Below are 16,916 nucleotides of genomic sequence, written 5' to 3' on the forward strand. Positions count from 1 at the left end.
TCAAGTACTCTCCTTTCCGTCATGCGAAGAAAGCTCGTCGAATTTCGCTTTCATCGTCGGGTTGTTTTTCGTAAGGCGCTTGATGCTCAGATCTTCCGCCTTGTTGTTTGCGAGCCGCAGGTTGTTTTCAGAAGAAAGCAGGGCCTCCTTTGTCTTCTGAAGATGGTCGATCGTTTTGTCGATTTCATCGATGGCGCGGTGGAATCGTTCACTCGCCAGACGGAAATTCCGATTGAATTTCTCTTTAAAATCATTCATATCTTCCTCAAAATGGGAAATGTCAATATTCTGATTTTTGATGACAGCAAGCTCCTGCTTATACCGCAGCGCATTCAGGGAAGCATTGCGCAGCAGCGTGATCATCGGGATAAAAAACTGCGGACGGATCACATACATCTTCGGATATCGATAGGAAACGTCCACGATGCCGGTGTTATACAGCTCGCTGTCTGGCTCCAGCATGGACACTAAAACGGCGTATTCGCAGTCTTTCTCGCGCCGGTCCTTATCCAGCTCCTTGAAAAAATCTTCATTTTTCTTTTTCGTTGCGGTTTCATCCATCTCGTTTTTCATTTCAAACATGATGGAAATAAATTCGGTCCCGTCCGGATCCGTTTCTTTATAAATATAATCGCCCTTGCTGCCGGTTCTGGCATCGTTGTCCTTTTCAAAGTATGCATTCTGGAAACCGGTTGCGCGCAACTTGTTGAATTCTGTCTCACAGTGCTGCTCTAAGCTTTCTCCGATCATTTTGGTGGACTGGCGCGCCTTGAAATCCTTATAATAGGCGATTTCCTCGTCCTTCATGCGGAGGCGCTCTTCGTACTGCTCCTTAATATTTTGCTCTCGGAGCCGGGTTTCCTGCTTTGCATGTTCTATTCTACCGGTCAGGTCATAAATCTGCCGGTCCATTTCGTTGATCTGCTTTTCTTTCTGGGCAGCTGCTTTGGAAACCGCCAGGGCGATATCCTTGTCCGCAGTTTCCTGTACAGATGTGATTTTGGCATTTAAAAGGCTGATCTGAGCGTCCTTTTGGGACAGAGCCTTTTCCTGTTCAGACAAAAGCTTTTCCTGCCGGGAACGGGCGTCTGCCTCTGCCAGCTGCCGTGCGCTCTCTGCTGCCGCAAGCTTTGCCTGCAGCCGGGAAATTTCCTCCGCCAGCTCCTGTCTCGTCTGGGTCTGCGCCAGAAGGACAGCGTTTTCTTTTTCAGAAAGATATTGCGCTTTACGCTCGGAAAGCTCTTTCTCAAATTCTTTATCACGGACCTGTCTGACGATCGCCGCATAGCCGGATTCGTCTACCTGAAAGACTTCGCCGCATTTGGGACATTTGATTTCCTGCATGCACCTGCTCCTTTATCATGATTGGATATTCTATTAGTTTACTCTGTCGAGCACTTTTTTTCAAGGCGAATCCCGATAGAAACCTAGGATCGATCCAAATCCGGTATGAATCACTGCGGTCTCTTTGCAAAAAGAAAGAAAAAATAGTATACTGTCAAAAGGAAAATCAGGATGAGAAAACCATTCCGGCGTGCAGACGCCGGTAACTATGAAACGAGGAAACAGCATGACGTTACAACAGGTATTGAGCCAGGTGCGGCGAGCCGCCGACGATTATGAAATGATTCAGGACGGAGACAAAATCGCAGTCGGGATTTCCGGTGGAAAGGATTCCCTGACGCTTCTTTATGCGCTGAGCACGCTCAGACGATTTTATCCGCATCCCTTTGAACTGCATGCGGTAACTGTCGACCTTGGCTTTGAAAACTTAAATTTGGGCAAAATAGAGGCACTCTGTAAAGAGCTGGATGTCCCGTATACAATTGTGCCGACGCAGATCGCTTCGATCGTATTTGACCAACGGAAAGAAAAAAATCCCTGCGCACTGTGCGCAAAAATGCGGAAAGGCGCATTAAATGAAGCGATCCGTGGGGCAGGCTGCAACAAAATTGCTTATGCACACCACAAGGACGATGTCGTGGAGACGCTGATGCTGTCTTTGATTTATGAAGGGCGCTTCCATACGTTTGCCCCTGTCACTTTTCTGGATCGGATGAATCTGACGGTGATCCGTCCGCTCGTTTATATGAAGGAAGCGGATGTGATCGGATTTGTCCATAAGCATGATGTTCCGGTTGTTAAAAGTCCCTGCCCTGCAGACGGACATACTCGCAGAGAATATGTCAAGCAGCTGCTGCGTCAGCTGAACCTGGAAAATCCGGGTGTGAAGGATCGGATGTTCACTGCGGTTCAGAGTGGTCTTGCGGAATGGAGGGTACATGAAAAACAGTAACAATTACCATGATGAAACTGCAAAGGAAAATATCCTCCAGCTGCGAAAGCTGCAGGAAGAGCTGCCGCGTTTCTGTCGCCAGTATTTCCGTGGAATCGAGCAGACGACCGCGCCCCGCACGCGGCTTGCCTATGCGTATGACCTCGGTGTCTTTTTTGAGTTTCTGCACAAAAATAACAGCGTGCTTTCGAAGATGGATATCACGGAGTTTCCGCTGTCAGTTCTGGATCAGATCACAAAGGCGGATATCGAGGAATATCTGGAATATCTTTCGTATTATGTCAAAGACGACGGCACGGAATATACCAACGATGAACGCGGGAAACGCCGCAAGCTCGCTTCCCTGCGCTCGTTTTATAATTATTTTTTCCGGGACGAACAGATTAAAAGCAATCCTGCGTCCTTAGTGCCGATGCCGAAGCTCCATGACAAGGAAATCGTGCGTCTGGACCCCAACGAGGTCGCAATTCTGCTTGACCAGGTGGAGGACGGCACCAAAATGACCAAAAGTCAGATGAAGTTCCACGATAAGACGAAGGTGCGCGATCTTGCGCTTTTGACACTTTTGCTGGGAACCGGTATTCGTGTGTCGGAGTGTGTCGGTCTGGATATCAGCGACGTAGATTTTGATAATCTCGCAATCAAGGTGCGACGCAAGGGTGGATACGAGGACGTCGTCTATTTTGGGGAAGAGGTGGAGGAAGCGCTTCTCTCCTACCTGGATCAACGCAAACATATGATTCCGATGAGTGGCCACGAGGATGCATTATTTTTATCCCTGCAGAACCGACGCATGGCGGTGCGCAGCGTGGAAAATCTGGTCAAAAAATACGCTTCTCTCGTCACAACGACAAAAAAGATCACGCCTCATAAGCTCCGTTCCACCTACGGCACGACGTTGTATCAGGAAACCGGGGATATTTACCTCGTTGCAGACGTTCTGGGACATAAGGATGTCAATACCACACGGAAGCATTACGCTGCGATGAAGGACGATCATAAACGGAAAGCTGCCAAAACAGTAAAATTACGGGAGTTATGATTTTTCGTTGACTTGTAACGCGTGCAATCTATTGTGCGGAATGGAAAACGGTCACTCTTCCAGTGTTGGACTGAGCGACCGTTTTTTCGTTCTCTTGTTACTTTTTCTGCCCGTGCTTGCGAAGGTTTTTATCGCTTCTCCATCGGCTTGGGCGATAAATCGGAGGTGGTTCGATACCCTCTGCAGGATTGTCTGCAGCGCCGGGGCAATTTAAATTTCCAGATAAATTGGCGTTTGCAGAATGTGCGGTATCCAGGTGTTCCGATCGGTTATCGACCGGTTCAGCGCCCGGCTTGCGGAAGGTCAGAATCGCCTTGAACAGATCGCCATCGAGAAGAATCTGCATTGTGCCGTGCTGCAGCTCAGTAAAGCTTCTTGCGATGGCGAGACCAAGTCCGCTTCCCTCTGTGTTGCGGGAGCCGTCTCCGCGGACGAAACGTTCGGTCAGCTCTTCTCCGGAGACGGTCAGCTCCATCTGGGAAATGTTTCGGATCGCAATCTGCGTTTCGGATGCGCTGTCGGTCACAGTAACATAGACGCGCGTGGATGGCATGGCATATTTGCTGATGTTGGTATAAAGGTTATCAAAAATACGAAACGTCTTTTGCGGATCAAGCCGTAAAATTACTTTTTCTTCCGGCAGCTGAAATTTGAATGTCAGATTCTTTTCCTGCATGCGGGTTTCATATTCCAGATAGCACTGTCGAAGCAGGTTGCAGATATCGACATTGTCATAATGCAGGGTAACGTTATTGGTAGTTGCCTTGCTGATTTCGAACAGGTCTTCGATCAGTACCTTCAAGCGGAGCGCCTTTTTGTCCAGCGTATCGAGATATTCCTGCTGCTGCATGGGGGTAAGTCCCGGCTCCTTTAAGAGATTGATATAGGTAATGATTGCAGTCAGCGGCGTCTTTAGATCATGAGATACGTTGGTGATCAGTTCGGACTTCATCCGTTGGCTCTTGACCTCTTCGTCTACCGCTTTCTTGAAATCAGTCTGAATTTGTAAAAGCTCTTTTTTATAGCTTTCGAAAACGCCGAAGTCTTCTGAAAAAGCGGTATCGAAATCCCCTCTTGCGATCGAGCTGGTCGCGCGCAGGAGGTTCTGATATTTGGTTTGTATGTCATAGACGTATTTTTTGAGCAGGAAATAGATAATCAGGGAGTAAATCAACAGTGGAACAAAGCCCCATACCCAGAAAAACGTAATGGCAAACAGGATGATAAAATTGACGATGACTAATTTGGAAATCATTTTCTTGGCGTCTGTGCCGATATCGAAGCTGACAAGCTCCTGATAGAACCGGTTCCAGGCATTCATAATCCTGCGCCAGTAGCGGATTATCAGGCTGTGCTCGCGAAACTCCTGTTTGCTGCGCAGGCAGCCTGCTGCAATCGTGCCGAGAAGAAAGGCGACGAAAAAGCAAAGGAAAAAAACAATCGCCAAAAACAGATACAGCGTCCCGGACAAATGCAGCGGCGAAAGAACATGCTTTGTCAGGTTCGGAAAGAGCTGTCCTTGCTGAACGCCGCAGATCAGATGAGTCAGGAAATAGGGTCCCTGAAAAAACAGACAGAGAAGCACTGCTGCTATCTCGATCGGAAGCTGGCAGATGGAAAAGCTGCGGATACAGTAACCTCTTTTTTCAAACAAGAGAACCATAAAACCACCGAACAGGAATGCTGCAGCAAAAAAACCGATCAGCACGTGGGGAACCCCGGCGGCACAATAGCTCTGATACTGGAGGCTATCGTAATTGGTATCGCTCATGAACAGATCCCGGGAAGAAAGAATCTTCTGATACTGCTGTTGGGTGATGGCATAAATGATCCGCATATTCGAAGGACCGGAAAGCGAAACACGGTAACGGTAAGTCTGGCCAGAGTCTGAATCGAAATCTAACAAAAGGCTGTCGGAGTCATCAGAAAACTGCTGAAAATACTGTTCTCTTCCGGCAGTTTCCAGCTTTTTTAAAAAACTGTCGGACTCGTCGCCAAAATAAGCGCGGCAGCTGCTGACATGTCCGGCGGCATCATATTCGATAACTGCATAATAAATATAGGACGGATGCTCTGTCGAGGTTTGTCCGTTTAAAAGCGCAGTCAGTTCAGAAACACTGCTGTTTCCGATTTGCGTACCGGAAGCAGTATCCTGTGCACAGTAATCGACATATTGCGTCAGTTTCTCTGCACCCGCCTTCATTTCATCAATCTGTGACAGAAATACATTATACAGGGCTTCTTCCAGATCACCGTCAGAAACGGGGGTGTCAGACGAAGCGTCGGAAGAGATTCTGTCAGCGATCTGATAAGTTGCTGAAGAGGCAGAAAATGCAGGATCACCTGATTCACGGTTCCCCAGATAGTCGATCGTCAGATACAGATCGGAATAAGACCAGTTTTTCTGATCGGTCTTTTCTTTCAGGTATTTATATTGAATATAGTTGCTCTGATAAAGCTGTTCGATAAAGGACATTTCCGTCAGCGGAGTGGAAAATTCGCTGGCAGCACGCGTTTGAAAGAACGGCAGAAACGCCATCAGACAGAGTGTCAAAGACAGGAGGATGACAAGCATCACTGTAACGCTTTTTGCCTTTGGACTACTGTTTTTCCATTTTGTAACCAACACCCCACACCACCTTTAAATATTTCGGATTCTTCGGATCGATTTCTATTTTTTCTCGGATTTTACGGACATGAACCATAATCGTGTCAGTATTGACCGCTTTTTCATTCCAGATGCGTTCGTAAATTTCGTCTGCGGAAAAAACACGTCCGGGATTACGCATCAAAAGCAACAGAATTTTAAACTCAATGGGTGTCAGGCGCACCGGCGCGCCATCGACAAAGACTTCTACAGTCTCTTCGTTCAATTCGATTCCGCCCAGCACATGATAAGTATCCTTGACCGGTTCAGCAGATGCGATCGCTTCCCGGTAACGATTATAGCGTCGCAGGTGGGAATTGACACGCGCCAAAAGCTCCAAGGGCGTAAACGGCTTTGTAATGTAGTCGTCAGCACCCATATTTAAGCCCATGATCTTATCGACCTCTTCTGATTTGGCGGAAAGCATAATCACCGGGAAATCATAGCCCTTTTCCCGCACCTTCATCATCATCGTAATGCCGTCCATGCGCGGCATCATGATATCTACGATTGCAAGATCAATTTCTTCTTTTTCAATGATCGCCAGACCCTCGATTCCATCGCCTGCCTGAGATACGTCATATCCCTGGTTTTTTAAATAAATCTCGATTCCGGAACGGATATCGGCGTCATCTTCTACGATCAGAATATGATTCTTATCCATTGCAGCTTTAAACTCCCCTCTTTTGTATGGCGCCTGATAGTAAAAATAGTGTTCAGATCGCCTGCCTGACATATGTCCTATCAGTATAGCATCCGCGTCCCGGGAAAGCAAACCTTCGGACAAACTTTACGATACGCAAAAGAGCTTAGAAAAAAGCGGCATAAAAACGAAAAAAAATCTAAAGTTTTGAAAATATGTGCCCTAATAGCAGGTATCAGCGGAATGATTTCCGAAAAATGTGACGGAACCGTTCAATGAAAATCCGTGCTGTAATATGGAATGATCAGATAATCTCCGGCGTGGATATCGTCTGCATCCTGTAAGTGATTCATTTCGCAGACCTCGTCGATATAATCCTGGACAGATGTATAATGATTATCCATATAGCGGCTGGAAATAGCGGAAAGCGTATCTCCCGAATATACCATAATGCTGCGGAAATACTTATAATGGACAGGTTCGGAGGATGCCTGCGCTCTGGATAAAAATCCGGTTGTCAAAATACCGATAAAGACCGCGATAAGGGTTGCTGCAAGGCTGAAAAAGATCCGTTTGGTCAGTTGTCTGGTCCTGCGCAGGTGGTTGCGATAGGAACGCTCCTGATATGCTGCTACTGCTCTGGCGGTCTGAAAATAGGTGCTGTATGTTGTGTTCATAGAAATCCCCTCCTGAGTACAATCGAACATACGGTTTCGAACATATGTTTCTATACATGGATTATATCGAACGTACTTTCGAATGTCAACAGGAAACGGTAAAAATCGAACACTTCTTCGGAATGTATGTTTGCTTTTTTATCAGGGGTATGTTATACTGAATTTACATTAAAATGCAGAAAGGAATTTTTCTATGGCACAGAGAAAGATCACTGCAAAACAGCAGGAAATTCTTGATTATATAAAAGAAGAAATTTTAAAAAAGGGATATCCGCCGGCAGTTCGTGAGATCTGCGAGGCAGTTCATTTAAAATCCACGTCTTCCGTTCATTCTCATTTGGAGACGCTGGAGAAGAACGGATATATCCGCAGGGACCCGACTAAGCCGCGCGCGATTGAGATCACAGACGACAGCTTTCAGGCTGTTCGCACAGAGATGACGAGCCTTCCGGTTGTCGGCAATGTTGCAGCCGGACAACCAATCCTTGCCGAAGAAAATATCGAAAGCTATCTTCCGATTCCGGCAGAATCCGTGCCGACCGGTGAGCCGTGCTTTGTGCTGAATGTCCGCGGCGATTCTATGATAAATGCCGGGATTCTGGATGGCGACCAGATTTTTGTGCAGTGTTGTCAGGAAGCCTATAACGGACAGATCGTGGTTGCGCTGATTGATGACTCTGCTACAGTAAAACGTTTCTATAAAGAAAAGGATCACATCCGTCTGCAGCCGGAAAACGATACGATGGACCCGATCATCGTAGACGACTGCCAGGTGATCGGACGTGTGTTCGGAATGATGCGGATCTTCCATTGAACAGATTCGGTGAAGGGCACAAAAATTGCAGAACATATAACTAAAGCTTAGTACATAAGCTTTAGGGATACACCTTTTCACATTGGGAAGCTGGCAGTTTAATTGACGCCAGCTTCCTATTTTTTCATCACTTCAAGAGAAAAAATAAACGCGGTGGGGTTTCTTGATACCCGACCGCGTTTATCTTTGTCCGCTGATATACGGGCAAATCGTTTTTTATTGTAGGTTACTTTCTTGCACCATCCGAGCCGATGGTATATCCGTCAATGGTGGTATTCACCGCCATCGTCCCGTCTGTGTAGAAGTAGTACCACTTTCCGTCAATCTGCTTCCAGCCGCCGGCAAACATCATTCCGGTTGTCTTATCCAGCCAGTACCACTTCTGGTCGTCGGAGAGCCGGCCCTTCACTGGCTTCCCATTTCTGTAATAGCTCCACTGACCGCTGTCATTCTGCTGCCAGCCGTTTGCGGTCTGCGGGTCAATGACGATCTCCACAAACCGCCGCAGTATGGTGGCAACCTCGGCGCGGGTAGCGGTTCCCTTGGGGTCAAACTTATTTCCATTCTTCCCGGCCAGGATGCCCGCCTGCTGCATGGCCCTGACCGCATTCTTCGCCCAGCTGCTGATCTGTGCGTTGTCCGCAAAAGTCACAGCCTGGAGGGTTTTCGGAAGGTCGTAGCCCAGCTTTTTGGCGTAATTTGCCATGATGACCGCCATCTGTTCCCGGTTGATGTTGGTATCCGGCGCAAAGGTGGTGGCAGTAACGCCCTCCACAATGCCGTTCTGCGCCGCCCAGTTCACATAGGGGGCATAGTAGGCGTCAGCTTTCACATCAGTAAATTTCCCGGTCTTGTAACTGTCCGGGTTGATGCCCGCCAACCGCCCCAGAGCTGTCACAAACATTCCTCTGGTCATGCCGGTGTTGGGGCTGAAGGTGGTGTCGCTGGTGCCGGAGAGCAGTCCCCGGCTGGCTGCAAAGAGGATATTGTCCGCAGCCCAATGGTTATGAATGTCGGTAAAGGCAGGGGCAGGGTTCTTGTAGCCCACGCCGTAAACGCTGAAATGACCGGTTTCAAAAACCACCGCTTTCAGGCTGGCATCGTAGCTGGATTTGGTGATCCATTCCACCTTGCCCGCGTCGTTTACATAGACTGCATAGAGATTACCGGTCTGCTCACCCTTTGCCGGTGTGTAGGACAAACGCACCGAGATGGTATGTCCATTCAGGCTGGTAATCGGCGTCTCTTTGCCGCCGGAGAGGTACACCAGCGACAGGTCATAGGCCGGTCTTGTTTCTATGGCGGCTTTGGCCTCGGTAGAACGCAGCGCATCCACCTTATTTGCCCGGAGAATGATGTCCCCTCCAGCGGAGGCGGCATCCAGCTGCTTCAGAGTATCCAGCCCGATATTAACCGAAACCAGATGGTCTATTGCTACGGTAAATTGCCGGACGTTTTCTTTAACCAGCAGATCCAATGTCTGCGCCTTGATGGTCACGTTAAAAGAGGTCTGGCCTGCCGCCGAGGTGATGGGAACGGTAACGGCAATCCTATTCTCTGTGGTGCCGTTCTTTTTCGCATCCTGTTTGGCCTTGTCGATGGCGGACTGGACAGAGCTATTATCCACTGCCGCATTGCCGTTTTTATCCGGCTGTATGGGTTTGGTTTCACCGGTGACAGGGGCTTGAGGCTTTTCCCTCGGCTGGTTGGTGTTATCATTGTTGCCGGAACCGCCGGAGGATGAGCCTCCACCGCCGCCCGAACCACCAGAGGAGAAACCGCTGTCGCTGGAAGATTGCCTGGAAACGGTCAACGTTCCAGAAACATAGGTGATCTCATAGTTGTCATTTGACAGCGTATCAGTGATGTTGATTGCGATTTCTCCGGCTTTGCTCATATCCGGTGTCTGCTCGTAAGTCAATGTTACAGTGCCGCTCAGGGTGTCTGCACCAACCAGACCTTCCACCTTGTAATCCTTATCTGCTTTAGGGCTGCTCAGATCGGGCGCGGTACTGCCAGTGTAGGCGCTCTTATCAAGTGCCGTAACGGTAACTGACTTTTTTGCTACGGTCACAGTCACGTTCTGTTCTGCCACATTTGCGTACTCTGCATTTCCCTGAACCTTGTACCAAACGGTGTATTCTCCGGCATTTTTCGCTGTGGGGAGCTGCTCACTCCACTCAGAATCGTCAAGCCGGTAGAGCATCGTGCCGCCAGTGGTCTTGCCCGCCGCAACCAGAGCCTGTTCTGCACCGTTGTAGGTCAGTGTGTTGACCGTAGGTGCAGTCACGGTGGGGATGCGCTTATTCTTTGCGCTGATGTTGACGGTCAGCGTGATGTCCTCATAGTTTGTGCTCTTGATTACTACGGTCGCAGTACCCACAGAGCCGGTGGTTGCCACATCATTTTTCTGAATGGGCAGGGTCAGCTTGCCGTTTTCCACCTTCGCGCCGCTGGTGTAGTAGCCGTCATTTAGTTTGATTTCGCCGATCTCATAGGTGAGTGCACCGTACTCTTTGGGAGTTTTCAGCGTGGGCAGGGCGGGGAGCGTCACAGTGTAGGTCTTTTCGCAGTCATTTACAATGGTAAGCGCAGTTTCCTTGGTGAAGTCAGGCGCAGCGGCCTTGATGATGCTGCCGGTAGTAGGGAAGCTGCTCTGCTCCAGGGCGTAATTCTTCGCGGTCTGCTCCATCAAGGACACTGTGGCAGTGATGTTCTTGCCGTTGCCCGCACTGGCATCGTCAAAGCTGGCGGTCACGTTGTAGTCTGTGTCTCGGTTCAAGATCACGTTGTCGAAGGTCACGCTGGTGATGCCCGCGTTTTTCGTGCCATCATAAAGCTTGGACGCAGCCGTTACCCCGGTGATCGTCAGCGGCTTCTGCCCAATGCGGACCGCCACGCTGGCGGGTGCGGTATCGTTGTGGTTTTCATCGCCAATCACCTGATACCACACGGTATATGCTCCGGCATCGGTGCCGGTAGGGATGTCCTGGCTGTATGTGCCGTTCTCGGTCAGGCTGTACTGCATGGTGCCATGGTCCGTCATGCCCGCAGTAATCAGCGCCTGCTCCTGTCCGGTATAGGTCAGATTTTCCTGCGCCGTGGGAGCGGTGAAGGTGGGGGTAGCCTTGTTCACCTTGATGGTCACAGTTCCGGTCGCGGTCGCGTATTCCTCATAGCCCTCCGCCGGGGTGAATGTCCACTCAGCCTGATAGTTGCCGGCTTTGTCGGGCTTGGTACTAGGATCCGTCCACTCGAAGGTGCCTTCGACCGGCTTGCCGTCGTCTTTCATCGTGCCAGTAATGGTGCTGACGCGCAGGATCTGGCCAAAGGTGATTGGCGTTGCGGTGATCTCGCCGTCCAGCACGGGAACGATCTTGTTCTTCGCGATGACTTTAACGGTCAGGAGCATGTCCTGATAGTTGTCCGTGGTGATCTTGACGCCTACGGTTCCGACGGAACCTTCGGTCTGAGATTCGACAGCCGGGACAGTCAACTGGAACTCATCGTTTGATGTGATCATTGCCGTCGAATTTGCGTAGCCGCCCTCTCCATTCAGATCGAAGTTGCAGGCCTCATATTTGATGGAGCCGTACTTACAATTATCGCCCAGCGTCGGCAGCGCGGGAAGATTGACCAAGTAAGTCTTTGCCAGCCCGTTGATAACGGTCAGCTCTATGGGCTGCATCGTGGGTGCGACAGCCTTGGTGATGCTAAACTTCCAGCCATCCGCCGTCAGGCCGTTGGCCGCAGCATAGTTCGTGCTCTCGACTACATCGATCTTGACGGTGTATTCGCCCGCGTTCTTAGGTGTGGCTTCCTTACCGTCTTTATCGTAGTATTTTACGATGACATCGCCCGTACCGGCCTTTGCGGGAGAAACCGTCGCGCTCTTGACATTGCCGTCATAGGTCAGGCTTGTCGGGGCGGTGAAGGTGAAGTCCTCCGCCTTGGGGGTAGCTTTGCCAATGGTATAGGTCACGCTGGCGGTCGCCTCGCCCAGGGTGATGCTGGCGGTGTAGGTACCGGCATACGTGGGGAGCGCGCCGTTTTCCAATTTCTCTGGACCATACATGCCCGTCTTTATGTAGCTGATGGTGATCCCACTCGCCGCCAGACCCTGCCAATCGCTGCTTGCAGTCACCGTGGCGGGTTTGCCTTCCTCGCTGTAGGTCAGCTCGGCGGGGGCCTTGATGGTCACGCTGCCGCCGTTCGGGCTGGTGCAAGTCGTGTCTGTGCAGCTTGCGGTGATGGTCGCGCCGCTTGCCGTGTACGTCCAGCTATGCTGATGCCGGGTCACGGTGAACGGCTCGCTGTAGCAATTGTAGCCGTTGTCGCTACTCACATAAACGTGGTATTGGTAGCTGCTGTTTTCCGGCAGATTGCTGATGGAGAGCGTCTTGCTCTGCCCGCCGGTATGCGTCGCAGTATTAACATCGTTTAATTTCGTGGTCCAGTCTTTGCTTGATTCGTCAAACCGCTCCCACCAGTAGTAGTAGGTGACGCCCTGCGTTTCGGGCGCGATTACCGCAGTCAGCGTGATGCTGCCGTCCGTCGCAAACGCCGAGTTTCCGGTGTAGTTCGTATCGCTATTCGGATAGATCTTTTCGACCGCGAAGGGCGCTTTTTCAACGGTGACTTCTGACGGGATTGAATTGGCGTTGGGGAGCCATTGGTTATCCTTTGTTTTTTTGTAAGCGTACCCCTTCGCCAGCAGCGCGTAGGGCTTGACATAGCCGGCATCGCTCGTGATCTCGCCGTAGCTGCCGCCGCTGAGGCTGGCGCTGCTGCCGTCGTCCTTTACAGCCACACGGCTGAAGGTGCCGTTGCTCAGCGAAAGCTTTCCGCCGTTCTTCGCCGTGACAATGGCGAGCTCCGTATCCTTGTCGTTGACGATCAATTCCGCGTCTTTGCCGTCCACCGTCACATAGAAGCTTCCGTTGCTGCCCGTGACCGTCAGAGAAATGCCCTTGGCGATGAGGTCCACACCATCGACCCTTTTCCCGCCGGTCGCCAGCGTCACCGGCCCGCGGGTCAGCTCATAGGCGGTCCGCTTCCCGTAGACAGTGTCATCCACATTCTGATACAGCGTGATGGTCTTTTCACCGTCCGCCGCGTTCGCCGCCTCGATGGCAGTGGCAAAGGCCGCGTACCAGCTCGTCTTGCCGCCGACGGTCAGCGACGCCGTCATCTGTTTCTTACAGACACTGCAAATGCCCTTGCCGTCCGCGCCGCCGTTGTGCGTATGCGACACGACCTTGACATTTTCCAGCTTATTCACTCTATCATTGGTCACAGCCTGATTATCACTTGCTCCGTAATACGCCGCGCCCTCCGCCAGCAGGTCGGCAAGTTTGTGGTCGCTGTAGCTTCTGATCTCCTTAAATGTGCCGCCGGAGAGCTTGACTTTGGTGGTGTAAAAATCCGCGAAGACAAACGTGCCGCCGGAGATCGTGCCCGTGACAGAAGAATTGAAGAACTCAACGCCGCCATGCAACTTATCATTGGTAAAGTTGCCGCCGCTGATGTTCGCGATGCTGCTGCCGTTGAATTTGACATTACCAGTGAAGGTACCGCCCTTGGCGTTCAGCGTACCGTTCACCGTGACGGTGGCGTCGTCGGCAAATGTGACGCCCTCCTTCACCGTCGCCGTGCCGTCGATGGTCGCACCTCGATAGCTGCCGCTGGCAAAGGTCACATTCGCGTTTTCAGCGACCGTCACATTCTTGGCGGTGTGCGTTCCGCCCTCCAGCGTCAGCGTGCCGGTCAGCGGCATGGAGGTGTTGTAAACATCCATATCCCGCAGCAGGGTCAGCGTCGGCTCGGTGCAGCCCGCTGCGCTCCAGCCGTTCAAGGTCTGGATGGCCTCTGCATAGCCGTGTTCCAGCGCACTGTCTGCCGTGAAGTAGGCAGTCTTGGTCGTGCCGTCGGTGCTCTGGGCGGTAATTTTCGTGTACAGTTTCTTGTGGCACACAGAGCATACGGGGTTGCTGTCATCGGCGCACTGATGGACGCACTCCGGGAACTGCACCTTGTACGCTGCATAGCCGGTCAAGTCCACAATTTTGGTGCTCTTATCAACGACGCTCCATGTACCGCTGTTTTCGCCGTACAGCTCGCACTTCGCGTAGTCGGTTCCCAGCAGGTCTTTAACGGTGAGGCTCTTGCTCTTATTGTTATCCGTGAACTTGCCGATGGTGCAGGCGTTTGTATTGCCATTCCACAGCTTCAGATTGTAGCCTGTGCTTGTGGAGCCGCCCGCAGCATTGCTTAAAGCCAACTCGCCGATTTTGCCGCCAAAGCGCTCCAATGCGCCGCCGGCCTGCAGCTCCACGCGCGAAATCTCGCCGGTGTAGGAGTTGTCAACTGTAAGCGTTCCGTTGGAGGAAACGTAAAACGTGACATCGAGCGCCTGCGTTCCGCCGCCTGTTCCGGAATCCTTGACCGTCAGAGTCCTGGAATGGTTCCCGTCTCCGACACCAATGTAATAACCCTCGCTGCTGACAGTTTTGCCATTCAAATCCAGCGTCGCTGTGGAATTGTAAGCAGCAGAGCAATTTCCTGTGAGCGTCACATCCCGCAGCAGCGTCACGGTGCTGCCTCCGGCTGCATCAAACGCCTTCGTCAGCGTCTGATAATAGGCGCTCTCGCCCACGCGCGCGTCGAATTTCGTATGGCACTTCTTGCAGGTGTAGCCGGTATCGTCCATCTCGTGCGTGCAGGGCACAAGATAGACCTTGCCGTCCTTGCCCAGGCTGGTCTCGCTGTCGGCGGCGTCCGCCTTGAAGTTCTCGGCGCGGAGCGTCACGCCGCTTGCCGGTTCGGCGATGGCCCCAAGATTTATGCCTTCACGCACGCCCACACGGATGACCGAATCCTCTCTCAATGCGCCTGATACAAGAATGGGCAGCTTCCACGCATAATTGGCGTAATAACCGGCCTTCACCGAGCCGGAAACAGTGAGCTTAGGAGCTGAGCTTTCCCCTCCGCCGTAGTAAACGTCATATTGATTGTTGCCGGTAACGGTAGCATCGGTGAGGGTAATAGCGCCCTTTCCATAGATGCCGCCGCCCTCAAAGGTACTGTTGTTTCCGGTGATCGTCACATTCTCGACGGTTACCCCTCTCTCCGAATAAATGCCGCCCCCGTGGCCATAACTTGTATTCCCCGTGGCGGACGCCTTGTTGCCGGTGATCGTGGCGTTGGAGATCGAAACATTGCCGGCGTTAAAGTGGATATAGATGCCGCCACCGTTGCCGGCGGTTGCCGTGTTGCCGGTGATGGTGCCGCCGTCCATGGTGAAGCTGCACTTCTCGCCTACATACACGCCGCCGCCACCGCCATCGGACGCGGCTGCGGTGTTGCCAGAAATGGTGCCGCCGTGCATGGTGAAGCTCGGCGGGTCGGTCTGATTCGTCGTGCCGACAAGGAACACACCGCCGCCGGAGCCGCTGCCTGCTTTATTACCGGTAATCTCTCCACCATACATGGTAAAGGACGAGCCGGTCTGATAGGTGCCACCCTTTATACCGACCTGCACGCCGCCGGTGATCGTGCCGCTGTACAGCTCAAATTTGCCGCCATTGACGGTCACTTCGCCTTGAACCTTTCCGTTACCGGAGCAGTCAGTCAGCGTCAGCGTCGCGTCGCTGCCGACGGTGATGCTGCCGGAAATCGTCTGCCCGTTCAGGCAGAGGTTGACCTCACCCGTTGGTACAGTCCAGCTCCCCGACACAGACTGCGTCAGATAATAGCTGCCCGCAGAATCAGGCAGGGAATCGGTAGTTGTCCACTCTGTGCCAGCAGTGTCATGTTCGTGCCCGTTGACATCTCCATTCCCGCCGCAGACGCAGTGGGTATGAGCGGCTTGCGGCAGCGCAAACGCAGCCAGCGCCGCATAAACGGCGTTATAGCGCGTCATGTCCAGCTTGGCGACCTGCTCATCGGTGAGGTCCTCTATTTTTGCATCAATGGCTTTCAGCTGCTCCTCAATTTTGGTCGCATTGTCCGCCGTGACTGTTTCTGGCAGGGCGTCAATGAGTGCCTGCACAGCCAGCACCGCCGCCTCTTTTCCAAGACAGGCAGAGAAGTCTGCATTCTCCGCAGAGCAGATGGGACAGTCCGGATTCACCATCTCCTCACTGCATCGGTCGGTGCAGATACAGACGGTTTCCTCTGTGCCTTTGCAGGCAGAGAGGTCTGCATCTTCCGCAGAGCAGACCGGACAGTCGGGATTGACCGCCTCTTTCTCACAGCGGATTTCGCAGATGCACTCCGCCGGAGCATTCCCGGACGCGCCGGGAACAAGCCCGCTGTCCTGGGAATTGCACTGCTCGCAGGTATACCCGCAGGGCGTCCCCTCTGTGGCCGGGATGTAGCCGCAGCTATCGTCATGCTCGCCGCGTTCATGAGGACAGCTTAATTCTTTTGTGATACAGCCGCTTTCCTCACTGCATTCATGGGTACACGCGGTCGGCTGTGCCTCCTCTGCTTCAGATGGGGTCGCCGTATTTTCTGGTACGCTGCCTTCCAAAACAGGGTAACAGCTTTCGTCATGCTCATGGACACACTTCTTCACAAGGGTGTAGCAATCCTCAGTATGCTCATGTTCACAGTCTGCCCCTTCGGTTCCTTCCGTATATCCGCAGTCCTCTGTATGTTTCGGGTGATGCTCGCACAACCCCGTATGGACGGCGGACACACCCGCTTCCACCGCAGATGCCGGAACGCCCGGCATCGTAAAAATCATTGCCGCCGCCAGTAAAAATGCGGCCGGCCGTTTCCATTTCCATTTCAT

Annotated in this window: 9 protein-coding genes; 4 read left to right on the forward strand and 5 right to left on the reverse strand. The window is 52.0% G+C overall.

All coding sequences use genetic code 11. From position 1 onward, the window contains the following. Positions 1–1,344, reverse strand: a complete 1,344-nt coding sequence (locus OCV62_RS00840) for a DUF2130 domain-containing protein (protein ID WP_262584700.1) — start codon at positions 1,342–1,344, stop codon at positions 1–3. A gap of 226 nt (positions 1,345–1,570) precedes the next feature. On the opposite strand from OCV62_RS00840, the gene OCV62_RS00845 reads away from it, so the two are divergent. Together OCV62_RS00845 and OCV62_RS00850 are read left to right on the forward strand one after the other, a co-directional pair. Then, positions 1,571–2,296 carry a tRNA 2-thiocytidine biosynthesis TtcA family protein gene (locus OCV62_RS00845; protein WP_118495521.1) on the forward strand — a complete coding sequence of 242 codons (726 nt, stop codon included), beginning with the start codon at positions 1,571–1,573 and terminating at the stop codon, positions 2,294–2,296. After that, the gene (locus tag OCV62_RS00850) at positions 2,283–3,338 is read left to right on the forward strand and encodes a tyrosine-type recombinase/integrase (RefSeq protein WP_262584701.1); all 1,056 of its coding nucleotides are present in this window, start codon (positions 2,283–2,285) and stop codon (positions 3,336–3,338) included. Before OCV62_RS00845 ends, OCV62_RS00850 begins: the two co-directional genes overlap by 14 nt. 97 nt (positions 3,339–3,435) lie before the next feature. Here the strand turns inward: OCV62_RS00850 and OCV62_RS00855 are convergent, their stop codons facing one another. Together OCV62_RS00855 and OCV62_RS00860 are read right to left on the reverse strand one after the other, a co-directional pair. Then, a complete protein-coding gene (locus OCV62_RS00855; RefSeq protein WP_262584703.1) occupies positions 3,436–5,967 on the reverse strand; it encodes a sensor histidine kinase in 2,532 nt (843 codons plus the stop codon). After that, the gene (locus OCV62_RS00860; protein ID WP_262584704.1) at positions 5,939–6,649 is read right to left on the reverse strand and encodes a response regulator transcription factor; all 711 of its coding nucleotides are present in this window, start codon (positions 6,647–6,649) and stop codon (positions 5,939–5,941) included. The genes OCV62_RS00855 and OCV62_RS00860 overlap by 29 nt, the downstream gene beginning before the upstream one ends. A gap of 72 nt (positions 6,650–6,721) precedes the next feature. Between OCV62_RS00860 and OCV62_RS00865 the strand changes: the two genes are divergently transcribed. After that, a complete protein-coding gene (locus OCV62_RS00865) occupies positions 6,722–6,907 on the forward strand; it encodes a hypothetical protein (RefSeq protein WP_262584705.1) in 186 nt (61 codons plus the stop codon). Here OCV62_RS00865 and OCV62_RS00870 read toward each other — a convergent pair. After that, the gene (locus tag OCV62_RS00870; RefSeq protein WP_021914890.1) at positions 6,901–7,305 is read right to left on the reverse strand and encodes a LysM peptidoglycan-binding domain-containing protein; all 405 of its coding nucleotides are present in this window, start codon (positions 7,303–7,305) and stop codon (positions 6,901–6,903) included. The genes OCV62_RS00865 and OCV62_RS00870 overlap by 7 nt on opposite strands. 193 nt (positions 7,306–7,498) lie before the next feature. Here OCV62_RS00870 and lexA point away from each other — a divergent pair, with 193 nt between their 5' ends. Beyond that, positions 7,499–8,119 (forward strand): transcriptional repressor LexA, encoded by a 621-nt coding sequence (gene lexA / locus OCV62_RS00875; RefSeq protein WP_262584707.1) that lies wholly within the window; start codon positions 7,499–7,501, stop codon positions 8,117–8,119. Positions 8,120–8,345: 226 nt separating this feature from the next. Here the strand turns inward: lexA and OCV62_RS00880 are convergent, their stop codons facing one another. Beyond that, on the reverse strand, positions 8,346–16,916 hold the full coding sequence (locus tag OCV62_RS00880; RefSeq protein WP_262584708.1) for an S-layer homology domain-containing protein: 8,571 nt from the start codon (positions 16,914–16,916) through the stop codon (positions 8,346–8,348).

Origin of the sequence: Gallintestinimicrobium propionicum (genome assembly GCF_025567525.1) — a bacterium.
GTDB classification, from domain to species: Bacteria; Bacillota; Clostridia; order Lachnospirales; family Lachnospiraceae; genus Gallintestinimicrobium; species Gallintestinimicrobium propionicum.

Bases quoted from the DNA above. Each gene is read 5' to 3' on its own strand.
- OCV62_RS00845 (WP_118495521.1), top strand. From the start codon at position 1,571: ATGACGTTACAACAGGTATTGAGCCAGGTGCGGCGAGCCGCCGACGAT.
- OCV62_RS00865 (WP_262584705.1), top strand. From the start codon at position 6,722: ATGTCCTATCAGTATAGCATCCGCGTCCCGGGAAAGCAAACCTTCGGA.
- OCV62_RS00870 (WP_021914890.1), bottom strand. From the start codon at position 7,305: ATGAACACAACATACAGCACCTATTTTCAGACCGCCAGAGCAGTAGCA.
- lexA (WP_262584707.1), top strand. From the start codon at position 7,499: ATGGCACAGAGAAAGATCACTGCAAAACAGCAGGAAATTCTTGATTAT.
- OCV62_RS00880 (WP_262584708.1), bottom strand. From the start codon at position 16,916: ATGAAATGGAAATGGAAACGGCCGGCCGCATTTTTACTGGCGGCGGCA.
- OCV62_RS00840 (WP_262584700.1), bottom strand. From the start codon at position 1,344: ATGCAGGAAATCAAATGTCCCAAATGCGGCGAAGTCTTTCAGGTAGAC.
- OCV62_RS00860 (WP_262584704.1), bottom strand. From the start codon at position 6,649: ATGGATAAGAATCATATTCTGATCGTAGAAGATGACGCCGATATCCGT.
- OCV62_RS00850 (WP_262584701.1), top strand. From the start codon at position 2,283: ATGAAAAACAGTAACAATTACCATGATGAAACTGCAAAGGAAAATATC.